Raw genomic sequence first — 21181 nt, 5'->3', positions numbered from 1 at the left:
GACTGGTCCCGGAGCCGTCTGCCGCGGCCAAATTTCCGACAAACATCGACACTATGGCCACGCCGACTTCCCGATGGCGCGGCCCCAGCTTTAACTCAAGAAAACCGGTTGTTGGCATGAAGATTCGCGTAGCGCTCGTTTCCGCACTGCTGGCCGTTTCGGGCTGCACGACGCTGCGCAACAGCCCTGGCCCCACGGTGGCGCCGCAGCCGGCCGCAACGCCACCAAGCGACGGCAAGATCGCGACGACGGTCATTTCCGCCATGGGGGGCGGCCTCGTCAGCGGATCGATCGGTACCGGCTTGAGCGATCCCGAAAAACGCAAGGCGCTGGAGGCGGAATACAAGGCGCTCGAGTACACGGCGAGCGGCCAGAAGGTGACGTGGAAGAGCGATCGGTCGGCGCATTACGGTGAAGTCGTGCCCGCCCAGCCCTATCGTGTCGGCTCGCAGGACTGCCGACAATACACCCATACGGTCTTTACCGGCGCCGCCGGCGCTGCCGCGCGCGGAACCGCTTGCCGCAACGCCGATGGCAGCTGGACGCCGCTGACGTGACGACCGGCCGGATAATGCATGTCGCGCAAAAGCATGCCCTCGGGCTTGAACCGAGGGTGTGCAGCGGTTTTGCGACAACGACAGGCATGAAAACAACAACCTGAAGCGCGTCGCATTACGCCGGTCGAACGCGACGCGCTTTAGGTCCGGTTGACATCAATCAAGGACATGCGACGCATCTGCCGTCAAAGCGTCGCAGGACGCCTGTGTTGGCAGGGCAGGGCTCTGCCGTTATTGGAAGAAGCATGCTGTTCTGGGTCATAGCTGCCATTCTCACGCTGGGTGCAAGCCTGGCGGTTCTGCTGCCGCTGGCCGGCGGCCCGAAGGGTGGTTCGGCGAGCAGCGATCATGACCTTGAAGTCTATCGCGACCAGCTGTCCGAGCTTGACCGCGACGTGGCGCGTGGCCTGATCCAGCCGGCGGAGGCCGAAGAGGCGCGTGCGGAGATCGCCCGCCGCATCCTTCGCCTCGACAATGCCGCTGACAAAGCAGCGGCTCGGCAGCCGTCGATGGCGACCAGGCTGGTTGCGACGGCCGCTGTCCTGGCGGTTCCGCTGGTCAGTTGGGGCTTGTACAGCCAACTCGGCTCGCCCGATCTGCCGTCGCAGCCGCTCAGCGAGCGACTGGCCAAGAATCCCGCCGACAGTTCGGTGGACGAACTGGTTGCACGTGCCGAGGCCCATCTTGCCGCCAACCCGTCCGACGGCAGGGGTTGGGATGTCCTGGCGCCAATCTATCTGCGCATGCAGCGGTTCTCCGACGCGGTGACAGCCTACCGCAACGCCATTCGCCTCGACGGCGACAGCGCAGCCCGCCAGGCCGGCCTCGGCGAGGCGATCGCCAGCGCAGCGGGCGGCATTGTCTCGGCCGACGCTCAGGCCGCCTTCGAGGCGGCGCTGAAACTCGATCCGGCAAATCCGAAGGCCAGCTTTTATCTGGCGATGGGCATGGCGCAGGAAGGCCGTATTGAGGAGGCGACGGCTGGCTGGCAGAAAATGCTCGCGGCCTTGCCGCAGGACTCAGCCTGGCGCGGCGCCGTCGAGCAGGCACTGGCCGAATCCGCCAGGCGAAGCGTCGCTTCGGGAGACCCTGCAAAAGGCCCGGACGCCGGGGATGTCGATGCCGCCTCGTCGATGTCGCCGCAGGATAGGGAAGCGATGATCAACACCATGGTTGCGAGGCTTGATGAAAAACTGCGGCAAAATCCGCGCGATGCGGAAGGATGGATGCAGCTTATTCGTTCCTATGTCGTGCTGGGAAAGGCCGATCAGGCGCGCGACGCGCTCAATCGCGGTATCGCCGTTTTTGGCTCCGATAGTGACGAAGCAAAGAAATTCACCGCCTTTGCCGTCTCGCTTGGCCTGACGGCGACGGAGTAAAGAATGACGCGCAAGCAGAAGAGACTGTCGGTGATCGCCGGAGGGTTGGCCTTCCTCGGTGCCGCCACCGGCCTGACCTTCTACGCGCTCGGCCAGAAGGCCTCCTACTTCTACATGCCCGCCGATCTGACCACCGCCAGCCTGCAGCCCGGGCAGCGTATCAGGCTCGGCGGCCTCGTCGAAAAAGGCACGATCGAGCGCGGTCAGGGGACAACCGTCGCTTTTTCGGTGACCGACAACCAGAAGCAGGTCAAGGTCACCTACACCGGCATTCTTCCCGACCTTTTCCGCGAGGAGCAGGGCGTCATCACTGAAGGCGCGTTTCGGCCGGACGGCGTCTTCGTCGCCGACAGCGTGCTGGCCAAGCACGACGAGAACTACATGCCCAAGGAGGTGGCCGACGGCCTCAAATCCAAGGGCGTGTGGCAGGAGAGCAAAAGTGACTAAGCAGGTTCCGCAAAAGTGTCCCACGGTTTTGCGGCAAGACCCTTCGACAAAACAAAAACCTGGCGGGCTTGGACACAATGGTTGAAACCGGACATTTCGCACTGGTCCTGGCGTTCGCGCTGTCTTTGGTGCAGACGCTGGTGCCGCTGTTCGGGGCGCGCATCAACAACCAGAAGATGATGGCCGTCGGCGGTCCGGTCGCGGTGACCGGCTTTGCCTTGACCGCTCTCTCCTTCGCGGCGCTGGCAACGGCCTATGCGACGTCCGACTTTTCGGTGGCCAACGTCTGGGACAACTCGCATTCGCTGCAGCCGCTGATCTACAAGATCACCGGCACTTGGGGCAATCACGAGGGCTCGATGCTGCTCTGGGTGCTGATCCTGACCTTCTTCGGGGCGCTCGTCGCTGCTTTCGGCAGCAATCTTCCCGCGACCCTTCGAGCCAACGTGCTGGCGGTGCAAGGCGCGATCGGCGCCACCTTCTTGCTGTTCATCCTGGCGACGTCCAATCCGTTCGCCAGGCTCAACCCGGCGCCGATCGAGGGCCGCGATCTCAACCCGATCCTGCAGGATCTCGGCCTCGCCATCCATCCGCCGCTGCTCTATCTCGGCTATGTCGGGTTCTCGATCTGCTTTTCCTTCTCGGTCGCCGCCCTCATCGAAGGCCGCATCGACGCGTCCTGGGCGCGCTGGGTGCGGCCATGGACGCTGGTCGCCTGGATGTTCCTGACCGGCGGCATTGCCATGGGTTCCTACTGGGCCTATTACGAACTTGGCTGGGGCGGTTTCTGGTTCTGGGATCCGGTCGAGAACGCTTCGTTCATGCCTTGGCTGGCCGGCACGGCGCTGCTCCATTCGGCGATCGTCATGGAAAAGCGCTCGGCCCTGAAGATCTGGACGCTGTTGCTGGCGATCCTGACCTTCTCGCTGTCGCTGCTCGGCACCTTCCTGGTGCGCTCCGGCGTGCTCACCTCCGTCCACGCCTTCGCCACCGATCCGACGCGCGGCGTGTTCATTCTCTGCATCCTGACACTGTTCATCGGCGGATCACTGGCGTTGTTCGCCTTTCGCGCCTCGAGGTTGACGGCCGGCGGCCTGTTTCATCCGGTCTCGCGCGAAGGGGCGCTGGTCCTCAACAACCTGTTCCTGACCACGGCCACCGCCACTGTGCTGATCGGCACGCTGTATCCGCTGGTCGTCGAGGCCGTTTCAGCCGACAAGATTTCGGTCGGCGCGCCATTCTTCAACCTGACATTCGGCCCGCTGATGGTGCCGCTTCTGGTCGTGGTTCCGTTCGGGCCGCTTCTGGCCTGGAAGCGCGGCGACATTTTCGCCGTCGCCCAGCGGCTGATGGCGGCCTTCGCCGCAGCGCTTCTGGCCGTGCTGGTGACGGCCTTGTTCATCGACGGCGCGTCGGTGTTCGCTGCACTTGGCGTCGGCTTGGCCTTCTGGCTGATCTGCGGCGCGCTCACCGATATTGCCGTCAAGTCCGGCTTTGGCAGTGTCGCGCCCGGCATCATGCTCAGGCGCTTCGCCGGCCTGCCGCGTTCGGTCTTCGGCACCGCGCTCGCCCATCTCGGCCTTGGGCTGACGACGCTGGGCATCGTCGGCACGCTTTGCTTCGGCACCGAGAAGATCTTGTCGATGCATGCAGGCGAGACTGTGCAACTGTCCGGCCACACGCTGCGTTTCGAAGGGCTCTATCCGGCCCAGGGGCCAAATTACAGCGAGGATCGTGGCCGCTTCGCCCTGCTCGGCGCCGATGGAAGCACCACCGCCATGATCACCTCGTCCAAGCGCTCCTATCCGGTCCGGCAGATGACGACGACCGAGTCCGGTATCAAGACGATCGGGTTCAGCCAGCTCTACCTCTCGCTTGGCGACGAGGCGACCGACGGCTCCGTCGTGGTGCGGCTGTGGTGGAAGCCGCTGGTGACGCTGATCTGGGGCGGCGGCCTTGTCATGATGGCAGGTGCTGCGATGTCGCTCATGGACCGGCGGCTGCGCGTCGGCGCACCGTCGCGCCGCCGCAAGTCGGCGGGCGCCGTGCCTTCCGCGAGCCTGCCATGACCGCAAGATTTTCACTGGCCTCCCTGATCCTGCTGCTGACGCTGTTGTTTGCCGGCGCCGCACTTGCGGTGAAGCCCGACGAGGTTCTGGCCGACCCGGCGCTCGAGGCGCGGGCGCGGACGCTTTCGGAAGAGCTGCGCTGCATGGTTTGCCAGAACCAGTCGATCGACGAATCCGATGCCGACCTTGCCCGCGACCTGCGCGTGCTGGTGCGCCAGCGCCTCGTCGCCGGCGACACAGACCGGCAGGTGATAGACTACATCGTTTCCCGCTACGGCGAGTTCGTGCTGTTGAAGCCGCGCTTCAGCCTGCGCAACGCGTTGCTCTGGGGCACGCCGGTCCTTCTGCTGCTTGCCGGCGGGATTTTTATCGTGCTGACCACCCGGTCGCGCCGTTCGACGGCAACCAATACGTTGACCGCCGAGGAACAGGCGGAGCTGGATACTATTTTGCACCGGGACTGATGACGGCGGCCGCCCGCAAACATTACCAAAGTTTCATGCACCGGAAATGGCGCCGTAATGTGTGCGCCTCTATTTCTCTTGCCCGAGGATGCCGACCGAAGCGCATCCCTTGAAAGAGGATACGAGACCCATGAAAATTGCCCCCAATTCACATTCCCGCACCCGCAAACGACTGATGGCTGCCGCCGCATCAGTGGCCATTGCCGGCGCGATCGGCTTCGGCGCGGTTGCCACCGGGACCGCCCCGGTGCTGGCCGAGGCCGTGCGTGTCGAGGCACCGCAGGTCCCGAGCTTCGCCGACGTGGTCGAGCGCGTTTCCCCGGCGGTTGTCAGTGTCCGCGTCAAGGCCAAGATAGAATCGACCGCCGACGATGGCTCCGACCTGCCCGATGCCTTCGGCAACCTTCCCGATGATCCGCAATTGCGCCGCTTCTTCAGGGAGTTCCGTGGCTTTGGTGATCAGGATGGTCGAGATGGAATGCGACGTTTCGGACACCGTGACCGTCAGCCACGGCCGGTCGCCCAGGGTTCCGGTTTCTTCATCTCCGAGGATGGCTACCTCGTCACCAACAACCATGTCGTTGGAGAGGGCTCGTCCTTCACGGTGGTGATGCATGACGGCAAGGAACTCGACGCCAAGTTGGTCGGCACAGATCCGCGCACCGATCTCGCAGTGCTCAAGGTCGAAGGCGACGGCAAGTTCACCTATGTCGACTTCGCCGATGATTCAAAGGTTCGCGTCGGCGATTGGGTCGTGGCCGTCGGCAATCCGTTCGGCCTCGGCGGCACGGTCACCGCCGGCATTGTCTCGGCCCGTGGTCGCGACATCGGCGCCGGTCCTTATGATGACTTCATCCAGATCGATGCCTCGGTGAACCGCGGCAATTCGGGCGGCCCGACCTTCAACCTCAACGGCCAGGTCGTCGGCATCAACACCGCGATCTTCTCGCCGTCCGGCGGCAGCGTCGGCATTGCCTTCGACATTCCCGCCTCGACCGCCAAACAGGTCGTGCAGGATCTGATGAAGGACGGCACCGTCCAGCGCGGCTGGCTTGGCGTCGAGATCCAGCCGGTCACCTCCGAAATAGCCGAATCGCTCGGGCTGAAGTCCGATAAGGGGGCGCTCGTTTCCAGCGCCCAGGACGATGGTCCCGGCAAGAGGGCCGGCATATCGGTTGGTGACGTCATCACTCAGGTGGACGGCAAGGATGTCGCTTCGCCGAAGGAGCTCGCCCGTCTGATCGGCGCCTACCCGCCCGGCAAGCCGGTCGACGTCACGCTGTGGCGCGACGGCAAGAGTGAAACGGTCAAGGTCGACCTCGGCACGCTGCCTTCGACTGACAAGCAGGCTTCCGCCGACCAGCAGCCTTCAGCTCCGCCAAAGGCCGATACGCTGGCCGATCTCGGTCTCACCGTCACCAGGTCCGACGATGGCAAAGGGCTTGTGGTGACCGATGTCGATCCCGACAGCGATGCCGCCGATCGCGGCATCCAGCCCGGCGACGTCATCACCTCGGTCAATTCGACGGAGGTCAATGGCACCGACGACGTCGCTAGGGCCATGGCCGACGCGGTGAAGTCGGGCCGCAAGGCGGTGCTGATGCAGATCACCCGTGACGACAGCAACCGTTTCGTCGCGCTGCCTGTCGCCAAGGGCTGACGTTCCAGACTTTTCCGATGCGGCGGTTTCAAACACCCCGAGCCGTCGCATGGGAAAGCACGGGGCTTGAATACGTTAGTCAGTCATCGTGTTCCGCCCCAGCGGCAGCGGGCTCCCATCGCCCGCTGCCGCTCGAATAGAGCATGATATGCTCAAACAACAAATCATCTCGGCCAAATCCGAGGATGCCGCGGCTCGGGTCCAACAACATTCCAAAACAAAGACTTACTGCTCGTTCTTGAATCACTTTGTTCGCGATACACCTCCAGGCCATGATGCATATGCCGGCCACTCAATCTTCCAGCGAAATCGCGTATAACGGTCCTATGAAGATTCTCGTCATAGAAGACGATCGCGAAGCGGCCGATTACCTCCAGAAAGCCTTTACCGAGGCCGGGCATACCGCCCATGTCGCCGGCGACGGCGAAACCGGTTTCGCGCTCGCTGACTCTGGCGACTATGACGTGATGGTCGTCGACCGCATGTTGCCGCGCCGCGACGGCCTGTCGGTCATCGCCGGTCTGAGATCCCGAGGCAAGACTACCCCGGTGCTGATCCTGTCGGCGCTCGGCGAAGTCGACGACCGGGTCACCGGCTTGCGCGCCGGCGGCGACGACTATCTGACCAAGCCCTATGCCTTTTCCGAGCTTCTGGCCCGGGTCGAGGTGCTGAACCGCCGCGCCAGCGCCAGGGAGGCCGAAACCGTCTACCGGGTCGGCGATCTCGAACTCGACAGGCTGTCGCATTCGGTGCGGCGCGCGGCCCGCGAGATTACGCTGCAGCCGCGCGAATTCCGCCTGCTCGAATATCTGATGCGCCATGCCGGCCAGGTGGTGACGCGCACCATGCTGCTGGAAAATGTCTGGGACTATCATTTCGATCCGCAGACCAACGTCATCGACGTTCACGTCTCGCGGCTGCGCGGCAAGATCGAAAAAGGCTTCGACAAGCCGATCCTGCACACGGTTCGTGGCGCCGGCTATATGCTCAAGAGCGGCTAGCATGGCTCTTTCCATGCCGGCCATCATGAAGACGACGGCAGCGCGGCTTTCGGCGCTCTATCTCCTGCTGTTCGCCATCTGTGCGGTGCTGCTCGTCTTCTACATGACCTCCCTGTCGGCGCGCATGCTGACCGGCCAGACGCAGGAGACCATCAACGACGAGGTGCTCGGCCTCGCCCGGGTCTATCAGCGCGGCGGCTTGCCGCTGCTGGTCCGCGTGGTCGAGCAGCGCTCCCGCCAGCCCGGCGCCAATCTCTATTTGATCGCCGACGCCAACGGCCAGATCCTGACCGGAAACGTGCAGAGCCTGGAGCCCGGCGTTCTCGAGGCCGAGGGCTGGACGACGGAGCCGTTTTCCTACCGGCGCTTCGGCGAGGGCGAGCTCGAACGGCAACGCAACGCGATCGCCGACCCGAACGAATCCAGCCAGAGCGAAGTCCAGGTCGAAGGTGAGAAGGGCCACAACGCCATTGCCTTGGTGCTGCGCCTGCCGAATCAGATGATCATGCTGGTCGGTCGCGATCTCGGCGAGCCTGAGCGGTTCCGCGCCGTCATCCGCCGCGCCTTGACGCTGGCGCTCGGCATGATGGCGCTTGGCGGAATTTTGATCTGGTTCTTCGTCGGCCGCGCGGCGCTGAAGCGCATCGACTCGGTGTCGCAGGCCAGTCGCCGGATCATGGGCGGCGACCTTTCCGGCCGGCTGCCGGTCACCGGGGCCGGCGACGAGTTCGATCGGCTCTCCGAAAATCTCAATTCCATGCTGGCCAGGATCGCCACGCTGAACGAAGGGCTGAAGCAGGTCTCCGACAACATCGCCCACGATCTGAAGACGCCGCTGACCCGGCTGCGCAACCGCGCCGAGGCGACCCTCTCCGGCAAGCACACCCCCACCGACTACCGGCAGGCGCTGGAAGCGACCATCGCCGAGTCCGACCAGCTGATAAAGACCTTCAACGCCATCCTGATGATCTCAAGGCTGGAGGCGGGCTATTCCTCAGAAAGCACCAGCCGGGTCGATCTGGCTGCTTCCGTGCGCGATGTCGTCGAGCTCTACGAGCCGGTGGCGGAGGAGGCGGGAGTGACACTCGAGACCTCGGTGCAGGATGGCTTCGCCGTTGAAGGCAATCGCGAGCTGATTGGTCAGGCGCTATCGAACATCGTCGACAACGCAATCAAATATTCAATCGACTCGACAGCCAAGCCGACGGTCCGCGTGGCGCTCGATCGCGTCGGCAGCGAAATCAGGCTTTCCGTCACAGACAACGGCCAGGGCATTCCCGACGATGCCGATCGCGCCAGGGCGACCGAGCGATTCGTGCGGCTGGAGAAGAGCCGCTCGCAGCCGGGTTCCGGTCTCGGCCTCAGCCTCGCCAAGGCGATCATGACATTCCACAACGGGCGGCTTGATCTCCTGCCCGGCAATCCTGGATTGTCGGTGGTCATGAGTTTTCCCGTACGGGAGGATCGCTGATGGCGGTGAAGGCGGCTGCGGAACACACCAACTGGCTTCTAAAGCCGGCGGCAAAGCTCGTGCCTCTGGATCAGAACCGAGCCCGGCGGGAATTGTCGGAGATCGCTTACGCAGCGCAGGAAAAGGGGTTTGCCCGGCTGGCGAAATTCCTGGCCGGCAAGGGCGCCGTCCAGGAGTTCCTCGCGGCAGTTTTCGACCTGTCGCCGTTCCTGCGCGATACGGTGCGCCGCCGCCCGCAGATCCTGGATGCGCTTTTAGATGAGAACGTCGAGGCCCGGCTGGCATCGATCGGCGCCGCGATCGACAAGGCCGCGCGGTCGGAAATCATGGCCGAAAGCAGCCTGATGATGGAACTGCGGCAATGGAAAGCGGAAGCGCATGTTCTGATCGCGCTGGCCGATCTTGCGGGCGAGGCCGAAACAGCAATCACAGTACGGCGGCTGAGCGATCTTGCCGACGCCTGCACCCGCGCTGCTGTCGATTTCCTGCTTCGCGACGCGCACGGACAAGGCAAGCTCAAACTGCCGGACCTTGAGGATCCGGCGCGCCGGTCGGGCTGGATCCTACTCGGCATGGGCAAGCTTGGCGCGCATGAATTGAACTTCTCTTCCGACATCGACCTCGTCGTTTTCTTTGACCCGCAAGCGCCAGCAGTCGTCGATCCGCTCGATGCGACGGAGCTGTTTTCGCGCCTGACGCGCCGGCTGGTCCGCATTCTCCAGGACCGCACCGAACACGGCTATGTTTTCCGCACCGACCTCAGGCTTCGTCCCGACCCCGGTTCGACGCCGCTGGCGATCCCGGTCGAGGCAGCGCTGCGCTACTACGAGGCGCGGGGCCAGAACTGGGAGAGGGCCGCGATGATCAAGGCGCGTCCGGTGGCCGGCGATGTCGCCGCCGGCACGGCGTTCCTGAAGGACCTCCAGCCCTACATCTGGCGCAAATACATGGACTATGCGGCGATCGCCGACGTCCATTCGATCAAGCGCCAGATCCACGCACACAAGGGTCTTGGCGAGATCGCGGTGAAGGGCCACAACGTCAAGCTCGGACGCGGCGGCATCCGCGAGATCGAGTTCTTCGTCCAGACCCAGCAGCTCATCGCCGGCGGCCGCTTCTCCGAACTGCGCGGCCGCGAGACGGTGCCGATGCTTGGCCAGCTTGCGGCACGCGGCTGGATCACGGCCGATGCGCGCGATACGCTCACAAGGCAGTACTGGCTCCTGCGCCGCGTCGAGCACGCCGTCCAGATGGTCGCCGACGAGCAGATCCATATACTGCCGGAAGATGACGAAGGGCTCGAACGCATTGCCCGCATGCTCGGTTTTACCGATGCGGCGACCTTTGCCGAGGCGTTCCGCGCCGCACTCCATCAGGTCGAACGCCACTACGCAGCGCTTTTCGAGACCGCGCCCGAGCTTTCGGCGGGCATCGGCAATCTGGTCTTTACCGGCGATGTAGACGACCCCGATACATTGCAGACCCTGCAGAGATTGGGATTCCAGCGGGCGAGCGACATCTGCCGCGTCATCCGCGGCTGGCATTTCGGCCGTTATCGCGTCACTCAGTCGGCCGAGGCGCGCGAGCGGTTGACCGAACTGACGCCGGCGCTGCTGCAATCCTTCGGCCAGACGCGCCGGGCGGACGAGGCGTTGATACGCTTCGACGAATTCCTTGCCGGTCTGCCCGCCGGCATTCAGCTCTTCTCGCTGCTCAACTCCAATCCAGCTCTGCTGAAGCTGCTGGCGACCATCATGGGCGCAGCGCCCCGGCTGGCCGCCATCATCACACGCCGCCCGCACGTGTTTGACGGCCTGCTTGATCCGGCCCTTTTGACCGAACTGCCGGACCGCGCCTATCTGTCCGGCCGTCTTTCGGCGTTCCTCGAGGGCGACAGGGCCTATGAGGACGTGCTCGACCGCTTGCGCATCTTTGCGTCCGAGCAAAAATTCCTGATCGGCGTCAGGCTGCTTGCCGGCTCGATCGATCCGGCCCGCGCCGGCCGTGCCTTTTCCGATCTGGCCGATCTCACCATCGGCGCGGCGCTGCAGGCGGTCATCGCCGAGTTCGCGCTACGCCACGGTCGCATCGCCGGCGGCACGGTTGCGCTGCTCGGCATGGGCAAGCTCGGCAGCCGCGAATTGACGGCCGGCTCAGATGTCGACCTCATCCTGCTTTATGATCACGACGCCGATGCCGAAGAATCCGATGGCGGCAAGCCGCTCGCCCCGTCTCACTATTACGCCAGGATGACGCAGCGGCTGATCGCTGCGGTGTCCGCGCCGACCGCCGAGGGCGTTCTCTACGAACTCGACCTTCGCTTGCGGCCGTCCGGCAACAAGGGGCCGGTGGCGACCCATGTTGATGCTTTCAAGAAGTACCAGCGCCGGGACGCGTGGACCTGGGAGCATATGGCGCTGTCAAGGGCCCGCGCGATCGGCGGCGATCAAGCGCTATGCGCCGAGGTTGAGGCTGAAGTGGCACAGGTGCTTGCCCTGCCGCGCGACAGCGCCAAGGTGATCGCCGAGGCGGCCGAGATGCGCGCGATGATCGAGAAGGAGAAGCCGCCGCGCGATCTCTGGGACATCAAGCTGATCCCGGGTGGTCTCATCGATCTCGAATTCATCGCGCAGGTGGCGGTGATAACGCGAAAGGTCGAAGCCGGCCGCCGGGTCACCGGGACAGCGGACGTGCTGTCGAGGCTGGCGCCAGATTTCGCCGAGGCGCAGGTCAGGCAGGAGCTTTGCGGTGCCTATACGCTCTATCTGGCGCTGACCCAGATGACGCGGCTCTGCCTCACCGGCGCATTCGAACGGGACGACGTTCCGCCGGGGCTTTCGGATCTGCTTCTGGCGGTCACCGACCTGCCGGATTTCGGCGTGCTGGAAGCGCACCTCAAGGAGACGTCGAAAAAGGTCAGGAAGGATTTCGACCTTTTGCTTCGTGCGAAGGAGTAGTGAGTAGTGAGTAGTGAATGGTGAGTAGTGAGTAGTGAATGGTGAATGGTGAATGGAATTAGATATTCACTACTGACTACTGATATTCACTATTCACTAGTCATGCGGCGGCTCTGACCAGCTGCGTCGGCTTCCTGGTCGGAATGCGCACCGACACGATCGTGCCGGTGCCTTCGGTGGAGCGGATTTTCAAGGCGCCGCCCTGAAGCTCGGCCAACGAGCGTGAGATGGCAAGGCCAAGGCCGGAACCGGCATGGCTCTTGGAAAACTGGTTCTGCACCTGTTCGAACGGCCGCCCGAGCTTGCTCAGCGCCTCCTTCGGGATGCCGCAGCCATTGTCTTCGATCGTCAGGACCAGAGCGCTGGACGTGTTGCGGGCCCTTACCGCAATGCGGCCGCCCTGTCCGGTGAACTTCACCGCATTTGACAGCAGGTTGATGATGATCTGCTTGATCGCCCGGCGGTCGGCGAACAGCGTCAGTGAATCGGGGATGCGTGTTTCGACGGTGATCGACTTTTCCGCCGCCTGCAGCGAGATGACGCGCACCGTTTCCCGCATCAGCGGGCAGAGGTCGATTTCCTCCTGATCCATCGAGAACTGGCCGGCCTCGATCTTTGACATGTCGAGGATGTCGTTGATGACGCCCAGAAGATACTTGCCGCTGCCGTTGATGTCGGTGGCATATTCCTCGTAGCGCGGCGAACCCAAGGGCCCGAACAGCGCCTGTTCCATCAGCTCGGAGAAGCCGATGATCGCGTTGAGCGGCGTGCGCAATTCATGCGACATGTTGGCCAGAAACTCGGATTTGGCCCGGTTCGCGGCCTCAGCTCGCTCGGTTTCCTTCATGTATTTGTGATTGAGCTCGACCAGTTCGCGCGAGCGTTCTTCCTCTGCCCGGCGGGCAAGGCTGAGGTCATGGATCGTCGCCATCAGCCGGCGCTCGCTGTCGACCAGCTTCTCCTGGTGCAGCTTGATCTGGGTGATGTCGGAGCCGACCGAGACGGTGCCGCCGTCCCTGGTCCGCAGCTCGTTCACCTGCAGCCAGCGGCCATCGGCAAGCTGCCGCTCGAAGGTCACGCCGCCTTGCTGCCCGTTGGTGTTGGCAAGCCGGCGCTCCGAGGCGAAGGCAAGCATGCGATCTTCGAGAACGGCGCGCGAGGCGCCCGGCATCACGTCGCGATCCGACAGGCCGTTGTCCTGCTGGTACTTGGAATTGCACATGATCAGGCGCTGGGCCGAATCCCAGAGCACGAAGGATTCGTTGATGTTTTCGATGGCCGTTCGCAGGCGAAGATCCGCGGCCTCGGAGCGTAGCGCCAGGTGCCGCTGCTCGGTGACGTCGACGGCGATGCCGATCAGCTGGATCTCCGGCGCTTCCGGGTCGATCACCTGCGCCCTTGCGCGCATCCATACCCATTGTCCGTCGGCGTGGCGCATCCGGAACACCTGGTCGATATGGTCGATCTCGCGTGCGACGATCCTGTTGGCGAGTTGGAACAGGTCGCCGTCGTCGGGATGGATGATCCCGTCGACCTCGCCGAACGACAGCATCGTGTCGCAGGGCTCATAGCCCAGCATGTCGTACATCGAACGCGACCAGTACATTTTGCCGCGCACCATGTCCCAGTCCCACAGGCCGCAGCGGCCGCGCACCAGCGCCATGTCGATGCGCTGGTGCGCTTCGAGATAGATGCGGTCGGCGGCCTGGGCGCGCGCCGCCTGGCCGAAATAGGCATAGAGAATGATGATCAGCACGCCGGCCGTCAGCACGAACAGCGTGACGTTGAGCGAAACGGTTTTGCGCCACGTGTCGAAGACCGCATCCTGCGGAACGAGCGCTGCGGCAGCACCATTCCTGCCATTTGCCAGGCTCACCGCGGCAAACCAGTCCTGGCCGCCGATGCTGACCTCCATCACCCCGGCGCGATCGCCGAACATGAACAGCGGTTGACCGCCCTGGGCGATGGCGTCGAGCGACCGCCCTTCCCAGCCCGTCGATTGCGGTGTCACGGCAACGATCTTGAACGCGCTGTCGGTGACCGCAAGCACGTGGCTTCGGCCCATGGCGCCCTGACGGCTGATGCCCTCCAACAGGTCCTGCGTCGCGCCAGGCGTCGAGGCCGTGCTCGCATCGACGCTAATCGAACTGGCCAATTGGCCCGCCGCGAGCGAGAGGATCGCCTTGGCGTCGCGTTCCACGTCGTCGCGCTCGTGCATCAGCGACAGGAACCGCAGCGCCGCGATGACAAGCAGGAAAATGATGATGAGGGCCGGTATCGATCGGCGCAGCAATGGCTCGGCTGCCAGGAGCCGTCGGTAGGCGGGTTCGGCGATGAGCCGAGCGTTGCCGGCGAGACCGTCGCTTCCCGCCTCACGCTCAAAACCCGTGCCTCCGGGCGCGCCCCACGCGTCCGCCTTGGCCATAAATGGCTCTCCCCGATACTAAATCTGCTTGACGATCCGGCGACGCCGCACTTCCGAATCTTCACCTAAAGAATCAAAGGTGATTCGGCTTGTCCAGAGGCGGGGCGAAAAAAGATTAAAAATCGACTAAAATAGTGGCTAAAGCCGCCGATCTCGCTCCTCCTTGAGGGGAGGGTGGCCCGTAGGGCCGGGAGGGGTCCCCGGCGAAGCGCTCCATCTTTGAATCAAAGGTCGGGGCGGGTGGCGTCGGTCGAGGCCGCGCACTGCCGCAGCGACCCCACCCGTCCATCCGCCTTCGGCGGCTGTCCACCCTCCCCTCAAGGGGGAGGGATCACGCCAGCGTGCGCTCGACGATGTCGCGCAAATCGGCCGACAGGTTCTCGGTATTGGCAATCGAAAGCAGCGCTTCCCTTGCCTTGCCCTGTCGGGCAGGTTCGAGCGAGCGCCATGATCTGAGTGCCGTCGCCAGCCTGGCGGCCAATTGCGGGTTGCGCTTTTCGACCTGCAGGACCGTTTCGACGAAAAACCGGTAGCCTTCGCCGTCGGCGCGATGGAAGCCGGTCTGGTTGGCGCTGGAAAACGTGCCGACGAGCGAGCGCACCCGGTTCGGGTTGGCCATCGAGAAGGCCGGGTGGCCGGTCAGGGCGCGCACCGCATGAATGGTTTGCGGGCCTGGCACGCTCGCCTGGATCTGGAACCATTTGTCCATCACCAGCGGATCGGTCGCATATTTCGCTTCGAAGTCCGCAAGCGCCTTGACCGTCTCCGGCGAACCGTTATGGCGGAGCGCAAGCACGCTCAATGCGGCGGCGCGGTCGGTCATGTTGGTCGCGGACTGGAAATGCCGAGCCGCAAGCGCCGCACCTCCCTGCAGCAGCGAAAGATAGTCGAGCAAGGTGTTGCGCAGCGCCCGGCGACCGGCGCTGGCCGCATCCGGCCTGAACTCGTCCTTGTCGGTCAGTCGATCGTAGAGGTCGGAGAATATCTCGCGGTTCGCCTCGGCGATCGCGACCGTCAGCGCCTCGCGGGCCGAGAAAATGGCATCGGGGTCGATGTTCTTGCCTATGTCACGGGCGATATCGGCTTCGCTCGGAAGCGCCAGAGCCAGCGCCCGATAGGCCGGTTCGAGTGTCTCGTCGCCGGCTATTTTGCCGGCAAGTTCGATCAACCGCGATGCGAAACCTGGCTGCCTGCCGTCAAGGACCTGGCGGAAGGCTGAGATCAGCACCTCGGTCAAAAGCGTGTTGAACGCCTGCCAGCGTGAGAAGGTATCGTTGTCATGGCCGGCAAGGAAGAACTGATCGTCGGCCCTCTGCTCGACGGAAAGCGTCACCGGCGCCGAGAAGCCGCGGTTGAGCGACATCGCCGGGCGCTCGGCGACGCCCGAGAAGCGCACCATGTGCCGGCGCTTGCGGATATGGATGACGCCGTCCTCGACGCTGGCGCCCTCGACGCCGCTATATTCTATTGCTTTGCCGTCGGCGCCGACCAGGCTAAAGGCCAGCGGAATATGCATCAGCCGCTTGCGGCTTTCGGACGGCGTTGGCGGTACCGACTGCTCGATCTCGAGCGTGAATTCCTGGGCCGCCGCATTGTGGGTCGAACTGATGGTCAGATTGGGCGTGCCGGCCTGATGGTACCAGAGCGAAAATTGCGAGAGGTCGCGCCCGGACACATCCTCGAACACCTTGATGAAGTCCTCGATCGTTGCTGCCTCGCCATCATGGCGCTCGAAATAGAGATCCATGCCGGCCCGGAACGTCTCGGCGCCGAGAATGGTGCGGATCATGCGCACCACTTCCGAGCCCTTTTCGTAGACTGTCGCTGTGTAGAAATTGTTGATCTCGCGGTAGCGGCGCGGTCGCACCGGATGCGCCAGCGGTCCCTGGTCTTCGGGAAACTGATGTGCCTTGAGCGTGCGCACTTCGGCAATGCGTTTCACCGCTCGCGATCGCTGGTCGGCGGAGAATTCGTGATCGCGGAAAACCGTCAGCCCTTCCTTCAGGCAAAGCTGGAACCAGTCGCGGCAAGTGATTCTGTTGCCAGTCCAATTGTGGAAATACTCGTGCGCGATGATCGCCTCGATATTGGCGAAATCGGCGTCCGTTGCGGTCTCGTGGTCGGCCAGCACATACTTGTCGTTGAAGATGTTGAGGCCCTTGTTCTCCATCGCGCCCATGTTGAAGTCGGACACGGCGACGATGTTGAAGACGCCGAGGTCGTATTCGCGGCCGAACGCCTCCTCGTCCCATTTCATCGACCGTTTCAGGGCGTCCATGGCGTAGCCAGCGAGCCGCTCCTTGCCCGGCTCAACAAAGATGCCGAGCTCGACCTCGCGGCCGGACAAAGTGACGAAGCTGTCCGCGACCTTGCCGAGAGCGCCCGCGACCAGGGCGAACAGATAGGACGGCTTGGGGAAGGGGTCGTGCCAGACTGCATAGTGCCAGCCGTCGGCAAGTTCGCCGCTGCCAACCGGGTTGCCGTTGGAAAGAAGCAGTGGCGCCTCGTGGTGCGGCGCCTCGATGCGTACCGTATAGATGGACAGGATATCCGGGCGATCGAGAAAATAGGTGATGCGCCGAAAGCCCTCGGCCTCGCATTGCGTGCAATAGACGTTGCTGGAGCGATAGAGGCCCATCAGGGCCTCGTTGTGCGCCGGCGCCAGCTCGGTTTCGATCAGGAGCTGGAAGCGGGCTGCCGCGGGCGGCGTGGTGATCGTCAACTGATCGGGCGTGGCGAAAAAATCGGTCGGCGCAAGTGTCTGGCCGTCGATTGCGACGCGGCCGAGCGTCAGGCCATCGCCGTCCAGCACCAGCGGTACTGACGCCGCGACGCCGTCGCGGCGCTCGACCGTCAGCACGGCGGTGACGCGTGTGGCTTCTGGCGACAGGCGGAAAGTCAGGCCGGTTTCCGGAATGAGATAGTCGGTGGGGCGATAGTCTTCGAGCTTGAAGACCTGGCCGGTGTCCGTGCGCATTTCGTGAGGTTTCCTGTCGATTCCGGCAGCGGCAGGTGGATCCGCTGGTCGAAGAAATTTGAAGCACGCGCTCTTTACACGAAACCGTCACTCGACAAAACTGGCGCAGCGCCTATTTCAGGCACTCGTTTTCCAATCATCGTCGCGAGGTATCCATGACCGTCGTCACACCGAATTTCGGCGTCGGTGCCTCCGTGCTGCGTCGCGAGGACCAGGAAGCAGCTGCCAAGTGAACCCGGCGGATCATCCCGGCGGGCACAATACGCTGACAGGGATCATGCTCAAGATCGTCTCGGTGGCGGTCTTTGTCGCCATGTCGTCCTGCATCAAGGCGGCGGGCACGGTGCCGGCGGGCCAGATCGTCTTCTTCCGCTCGTTTTTTGCCATTTTTCCGATCGTCGTCTTCCTGGCCTTCCAGGGAAAACTTGGCACCGCGTTTTCGACCAAGCGCCCGCTCAACCACATTGCGCGCGGCGTTGTCGGCGTCTGCGCCATGGGGCTCGGCTTCTTCGCGCTGATACGGTTGCCGCTGCCGGAAGCGATCGCGCTGAACTACGCACAGCCGCTGCTGGTGGTGGTGTTCAGTTCGATCTTCCTCGGCGAAGCGATCCGCGTCTATCGCTGGAGCGCGGTTGCGGTCGGACTGGTCGGGGTGTTGGTCATCTCATGGCCGGAACTGACGCTGCTGGGTTCGGGCGCAGCACTCGGCGATCAAGAGGTGCTCGGCGTCATCGCCGCACTGGTCGCGGCTGCGATCTCGGCCGTCGCCATGCTGCTGGTGCGCAACCTCGTCCAGAGCGAACCGACGGCAACCATCGTGCTGTGGTTTTCGGTGACGGCGAGCCTGCTGGCGTTGCTGTCGCTGCCGTTCGGCTGGCAGGCGCTGACACCGGCGCAGGCGGGCCTGCTCATCGCTGCAGGCTTTTGCGGCGGGCTCGCTCAGATTCTGATGACGGCAGCTTATCGACATGCCGAGGCCTCGGTCGTAGCGCCTTTCGAATACACGTCGATGCTGCTTGGCATCGTTGTCGGCTATCTCGCCTTCGGCGATGTCCCGACGGTTCATATGCTCATCGGCGGCGTGATCGTCGTTGCCGCGGGCATCTTCATCATCTGGCGCGAGCGGCAACTGGGCCTTGAACGTGCCCGCACCCGCCAGGCGACCCCGCCGCAAGGATGATCAGGACGGCTCGGTCCGCTCGTTCGCCAATCGCACCAGCACGGTCCTTGTCTGCTCATCGGCGGGGAAAAAGGATTCGATCGCCAGTTCCGACAGCGTCACGTCGAGCGGCGTGCCGAACACGGTGATGGTGCTGATGAACGACAGCACGGCATCGCCATGCGCAAGCCGCAGCGGGTGCACGATCGCGTTCGGCTCGACCGGCACCGGCCGTGCGCCGTTCAGGCCGGACGGATAGGTCCGAAGCTCGCGCTCCAGTTCGACCAGAACCGGGTCGCCAGTGGCGTCGTTCTGGTGTTTCAGCCGGTCGAGAAGATGCGCACGCCATTCGGCCAGGTTGACGATGCGCGGCGCGACGCCACCCGGGTGTAGGCTGAGCCGCAGCACGTTGACCGGCGGCTTCAGCAAGGAAGGCTCGGCGACATTGGCCAAGAACGGGCCGATGGCGGCGTTCGCCGACACCAGGTTCCAGTGCCGGTCGACAGCCAGTGCTGGGAAGGGTTCGTGCCCCTTGAGCACGATCTCGACCGCCGCCATCGCCGGCGCCAGCGAGGCATCGGTGAGCGAACGCTCGCTGAAGCTAGGGGCAAAGCCTGCGGCCAGCAGGAGCTGGTTGCGCTGCCTCAGCGGGATCGACAGCTGCTCGGCCAGATGCAGCACCATGTCGCGCGAGGGTGCCGCGCGGCCGCTTTCCACGAAACTCAGATGCCGTTGCGAGATTTCGGCTTCCATGGCGAGATCGAGCTGGCTCATGCGCCGACGCATGCGCCATTCGCGAATGAGGCTGCCGGCGGAAGTCTGGGTTGCTGTCATGAGCGCATGACTAGGCCGGCAGCGGATGCATTTCAATTACCGGGGAGGTTATTGGTACAGCATCTACTTCGGATATTGGCGAAAGCGGTGATGACAGCCAATCTCGAACCTTCAACCCAGCGTCCGCAGTTTCGCCTTCACTTCAAGGAAATCCCGCCATGCCAGCTTCTTGTGCGCGGGGGTTCTCAAGAGATAGGCCGGATGAAGCGTCGGCATGGCTGGAATGGCAATGCCGGCGGCGGTCGTGTGGACGCGCCAGTTGCCGCGCAGCCGCAGGATGCCCTCTGTGGTGTTGAGAAGGGTGTTTGCCGAGGGGCCGCCCAAATTGACCAGCACCTTCGGATTGACCAGCTCGATCTGCCGTTCGATGAACGGCCGGCAAATCTCGGTCTCGTGCGGCGTCGGCGTGCGGTTGCCCGGCGGCCGCCAGGGGATGACATTGGCGATGTAGGCCGAGGTCCGGTCGAGGCCGATCGCGGCCAGCATCCGGTCGAGCAGCCGGCCCGAGCGGCCGACGAACGGCAATCCCTCGATGTCCTCGTCGCGCCCGGGCGCCTCGCCGACCAGCATTACCGCGGCATTCGGATTGCCGTCGGCGAATACCAGGTTCTTGGCGGTGAATTTGAGGTTGCAGCCGTCGAAAGCCGCCATGTACTGGCGAAGCTCGTCCAGGGTCGTCGCCGTCGTCGCCAATTGGCGAGCTAATGCCGCTTGCTGCTCGTCGGGCACTGTCGCCGTACCGGACGGCGCGCGCACCGCCGGTGCCGCAGCTTGCCATTCACCCATTCCGGCGCGTGACAGGCTTGTCGAGCGTGGGAGCGCTGCGTTTTCACCGGTTGGCGGCGTAACTGTCGCTGGCGCCCGCTCAGGCGGCTTTGACGCAGCCTCGGCAAACCTGTTCAGCGGCTCCTCTTCGAGCGCTTCATCGACCCCGGCGCTGGCGTAGAAGGCCAGCAGGTCGGCAATATCAGGTCGGTTGTCTCGGGAAACGGCAGTCATGCTTTCACATTCAGCTGCGCGGCAGGAATTTGCAACATCGTGATTGGCGCGATGCTTCATGATTTCGACATCCTGGGGCGGAGCAGGAGCGAAGCGGCGTTGCGAAGACCCTGGAATGACGAAGTAGCTCAGCTCGACGGTATACGCGGATCCTGCACCAGATAGAACGTCCAGCGCGGTGTGTAGTCGGTGATCAGGTAATCGAATTTTGCTGTCTTCAACGGGTCGATCTTGCCGCTCTTGAACAGCAACCGGTCATAGGGTTCGAAGTCGCGATCGAAATCGGCAAAGCTGCTCGACCCGATGTTGTCAGGCGTTTTGTTGCGCTGGTCGAACGACAGGCCGTCGCCGAACACGCTCGGCCGGTGGAGTATCTCCTGGAGCTCGAACTGGAACTCGACCCAGGCCTGGCCGCTGTTGTTGAGCACGTCGATGCGCATATACATGAGGCCGTTGGCAAATTGGCCCGCAGTGCCGAAGGGCTGGATCGGCTTCGTCGTGCGGATCGTCAGTGTCACTGGTGTCGCCGAATTCAGCTCTTCGGTGATGACAAGCGGGTCCTCCTTTGTCCCGATGCCCGAGGCGCTGGTGATACGGAAGCCGCCCAACTCGTCGGAAAAGGAGTAGGCTCCGGCCACCCAGACCCTTTGCGGCTCGGCGTGGGCGCCAACAGACGCCAGCGGCAAAAGGGCCAAAACGAGCGCCCGGCAAATCCGTCCGGGCGACGAAAAAAAGCGCGTCGATGAAAAGCCGGATGGCCGGTATTTGCGCATGGTTCGAAG

General features: G+C 63.7%; 15 protein-coding genes. 10 read left to right on the top strand and 5 right to left on the bottom strand.

The window, feature by feature from the left end; all coding sequences use genetic code 11:
• Positions 1 to 116: 116 nt before the first annotated feature.
• The 9 genes from NMG80_RS05295 (at position 117) to NMG80_RS05255 (ending at position 12005) form a co-directional block, all read left to right on the top strand.
• Complete coding sequence (locus NMG80_RS05295) at positions 117 to 557, top strand: RT0821/Lpp0805 family surface protein (protein ID WP_254017171.1); 441 nt, start codon at positions 117 to 119, stop codon at positions 555 to 557.
• 245 nt (positions 558 to 802) lie between these two features.
• Positions 803 to 1936, top strand: coding sequence for a c-type cytochrome biogenesis protein CcmI (ccmI, locus tag NMG80_RS05290; RefSeq protein ID WP_254017170.1), 1134 nt, complete (start codon positions 803 to 805; stop codon positions 1934 to 1936).
• Between the two features lie 3 nt (positions 1937 to 1939).
• Positions 1940 to 2383, top strand: coding sequence for a cytochrome c maturation protein CcmE (ccmE, locus tag NMG80_RS05285; protein ID WP_254017169.1), 444 nt, complete (start codon positions 1940 to 1942; stop codon positions 2381 to 2383).
• A gap of 77 nt (positions 2384 to 2460) precedes the next feature.
• On the top strand, positions 2461 to 4452 hold the full coding sequence (locus NMG80_RS05280) for a heme lyase CcmF/NrfE family subunit (protein ID WP_254017168.1): 1992 nt from the start codon (positions 2461 to 2463) through the stop codon (positions 4450 to 4452).
• A complete protein-coding gene (locus NMG80_RS05275; protein WP_254017167.1) occupies positions 4449 to 4916 on the top strand; it encodes a cytochrome c-type biogenesis protein in 468 nt (155 codons plus the stop codon). Before NMG80_RS05280 ends, NMG80_RS05275 begins: the two co-directional genes overlap by 4 nt.
• Positions 4917 to 5046: 130 nt before the next feature.
• Positions 5047 to 6576: a Do family serine endopeptidase gene (locus tag NMG80_RS05270; RefSeq protein ID WP_254017166.1), complete on the top strand. Its 1530-nt coding sequence runs from the start codon at positions 5047 to 5049 to the stop codon at positions 6574 to 6576.
• A gap of 326 nt (positions 6577 to 6902) precedes the next feature.
• On the top strand, positions 6903 to 7577 hold the full coding sequence (locus tag NMG80_RS05265) for a response regulator transcription factor (protein WP_023800810.1): 675 nt from the start codon (positions 6903 to 6905) through the stop codon (positions 7575 to 7577).
• A gap of 1 nt (position 7578) precedes the next feature.
• Positions 7579 to 9048, top strand: coding sequence for a sensor histidine kinase (locus NMG80_RS05260; RefSeq protein ID WP_254017165.1), 1470 nt, complete (start codon positions 7579 to 7581; stop codon positions 9046 to 9048).
• The gene (locus tag NMG80_RS05255; RefSeq protein WP_254017164.1) at positions 9048 to 12005 is read left to right on the top strand and encodes a bifunctional [glutamine synthetase] adenylyltransferase/[glutamine synthetase]-adenylyl-L-tyrosine phosphorylase; all 2958 of its coding nucleotides are present in this window, start codon (positions 9048 to 9050) and stop codon (positions 12003 to 12005) included. Before NMG80_RS05260 ends, NMG80_RS05255 begins: the two co-directional genes overlap by 1 nt.
• Positions 12006 to 12105: 100 nt before the next feature.
• Here NMG80_RS05255 and NMG80_RS05250 read toward each other — a convergent pair whose 3' ends face one another.
• Together NMG80_RS05250 and pepN are read right to left on the bottom strand one after the other, a co-directional pair.
• Positions 12106 to 14430 carry a PAS domain-containing sensor histidine kinase gene (locus tag NMG80_RS05250; protein WP_254017163.1) on the bottom strand — a complete coding sequence of 775 codons (2325 nt, stop codon included), beginning with the start codon at positions 14428 to 14430 and terminating at the stop codon, positions 12106 to 12108.
• A 331-nt stretch (positions 14431 to 14761) separates the two neighbouring features.
• Positions 14762 to 17407: an aminopeptidase N gene (pepN, locus tag NMG80_RS05245; protein WP_254017162.1), complete on the bottom strand. Its 2646-nt coding sequence runs from the start codon at positions 17405 to 17407 to the stop codon at positions 14762 to 14764.
• A 277-nt stretch (positions 17408 to 17684) separates the two neighbouring features.
• Between pepN and NMG80_RS05240 the strand changes: the two genes are divergently transcribed.
• Positions 17685 to 18587, top strand: coding sequence for a DMT family transporter (locus tag NMG80_RS05240; protein WP_128172792.1), 903 nt, complete (start codon positions 17685 to 17687; stop codon positions 18585 to 18587).
• Here NMG80_RS05240 and NMG80_RS05235 read toward each other — a convergent pair whose 3' ends face one another.
• The 3 genes from NMG80_RS05235 to NMG80_RS05225 all read right to left on the bottom strand — a co-directional run bounded on the left by NMG80_RS05235 (position 18588) and on the right by NMG80_RS05225 (position 21172).
• Positions 18588 to 19400, bottom strand: coding sequence for a helix-turn-helix domain-containing protein (locus NMG80_RS05235; RefSeq protein ID WP_254017161.1), 813 nt, complete (start codon positions 19398 to 19400; stop codon positions 18588 to 18590).
• Between the two features lie 111 nt (positions 19401 to 19511).
• Positions 19512 to 20399: a uracil-DNA glycosylase gene (locus NMG80_RS05230; RefSeq protein WP_254017160.1), complete on the bottom strand. Its 888-nt coding sequence runs from the start codon at positions 20397 to 20399 to the stop codon at positions 19512 to 19514.
• Between the two features lie 128 nt (positions 20400 to 20527).
• Positions 20528 to 21172: a hypothetical protein gene (locus tag NMG80_RS05225; RefSeq protein WP_254017159.1), complete on the bottom strand. Its 645-nt coding sequence runs from the start codon at positions 21170 to 21172 to the stop codon at positions 20528 to 20530.
• Positions 21173 to 21181 lie beyond the last annotated feature (9 nt).

It is taken from the genome of Mesorhizobium escarrei, assembly GCF_935825525.1.
In the GTDB taxonomy this organism is placed as follows: domain Bacteria; phylum Pseudomonadota; class Alphaproteobacteria; order Rhizobiales; family Rhizobiaceae; genus Mesorhizobium; species Mesorhizobium escarrei.
The sequence above is the reverse complement of the archived record's forward strand: the minus strand, read 5'-3'. Positions and strand labels throughout refer to the sequence as shown.

What these genes read in the sequence shown, in the direction of transcription:
- NMG80_RS05295 (WP_254017171.1), top strand. Translation starts at nt 117, where the DNA reads ATGAAGATTCGCGTAGCGCTCGTTTCCGCACTGCTGGCCGTTTCGGGC.
- ccmI (WP_254017170.1), top strand. Translation starts at nt 803, where the DNA reads ATGCTGTTCTGGGTCATAGCTGCCATTCTCACGCTGGGTGCAAGCCTG.
- ccmE (WP_254017169.1), top strand. Translation starts at nt 1,940, where the DNA reads ATGACGCGCAAGCAGAAGAGACTGTCGGTGATCGCCGGAGGGTTGGCC.
- NMG80_RS05280 (WP_254017168.1), top strand. Translation starts at nt 2,461, where the DNA reads ATGGTTGAAACCGGACATTTCGCACTGGTCCTGGCGTTCGCGCTGTCT.
- NMG80_RS05275 (WP_254017167.1), top strand. Translation starts at nt 4,449, where the DNA reads ATGACCGCAAGATTTTCACTGGCCTCCCTGATCCTGCTGCTGACGCTG.
- NMG80_RS05270 (WP_254017166.1), top strand. Translation starts at nt 5,047, where the DNA reads ATGAAAATTGCCCCCAATTCACATTCCCGCACCCGCAAACGACTGATG.
- NMG80_RS05265 (WP_023800810.1), top strand. Translation starts at nt 6,903, where the DNA reads ATGAAGATTCTCGTCATAGAAGACGATCGCGAAGCGGCCGATTACCTC.
- NMG80_RS05260 (WP_254017165.1), top strand. Translation starts at nt 7,579, where the DNA reads ATGGCTCTTTCCATGCCGGCCATCATGAAGACGACGGCAGCGCGGCTT.
- NMG80_RS05255 (WP_254017164.1), top strand. Translation starts at nt 9,048, where the DNA reads ATGGCGGTGAAGGCGGCTGCGGAACACACCAACTGGCTTCTAAAGCCG.
- NMG80_RS05250 (WP_254017163.1), bottom strand. Translation starts at nt 14,430, where the DNA reads ATGGCCAAGGCGGACGCGTGGGGCGCGCCCGGAGGCACGGGTTTTGAG.
- pepN (WP_254017162.1), bottom strand. Translation starts at nt 17,407, where the DNA reads ATGCGCACGGACACCGGCCAGGTCTTCAAGCTCGAAGACTATCGCCCC.
- NMG80_RS05240 (WP_128172792.1), top strand. Translation starts at nt 17,685, where the DNA reads ATGCTCAAGATCGTCTCGGTGGCGGTCTTTGTCGCCATGTCGTCCTGC.
- NMG80_RS05235 (WP_254017161.1), bottom strand. Translation starts at nt 19,400, where the DNA reads ATGACAGCAACCCAGACTTCCGCCGGCAGCCTCATTCGCGAATGGCGC.
- NMG80_RS05230 (WP_254017160.1), bottom strand. Translation starts at nt 20,399, where the DNA reads ATGACTGCCGTTTCCCGAGACAACCGACCTGATATTGCCGACCTGCTG.
- NMG80_RS05225 (WP_254017159.1), bottom strand. Translation starts at nt 21,172, where the DNA reads ATGCGCAAATACCGGCCATCCGGCTTTTCATCGACGCGCTTTTTTTCG.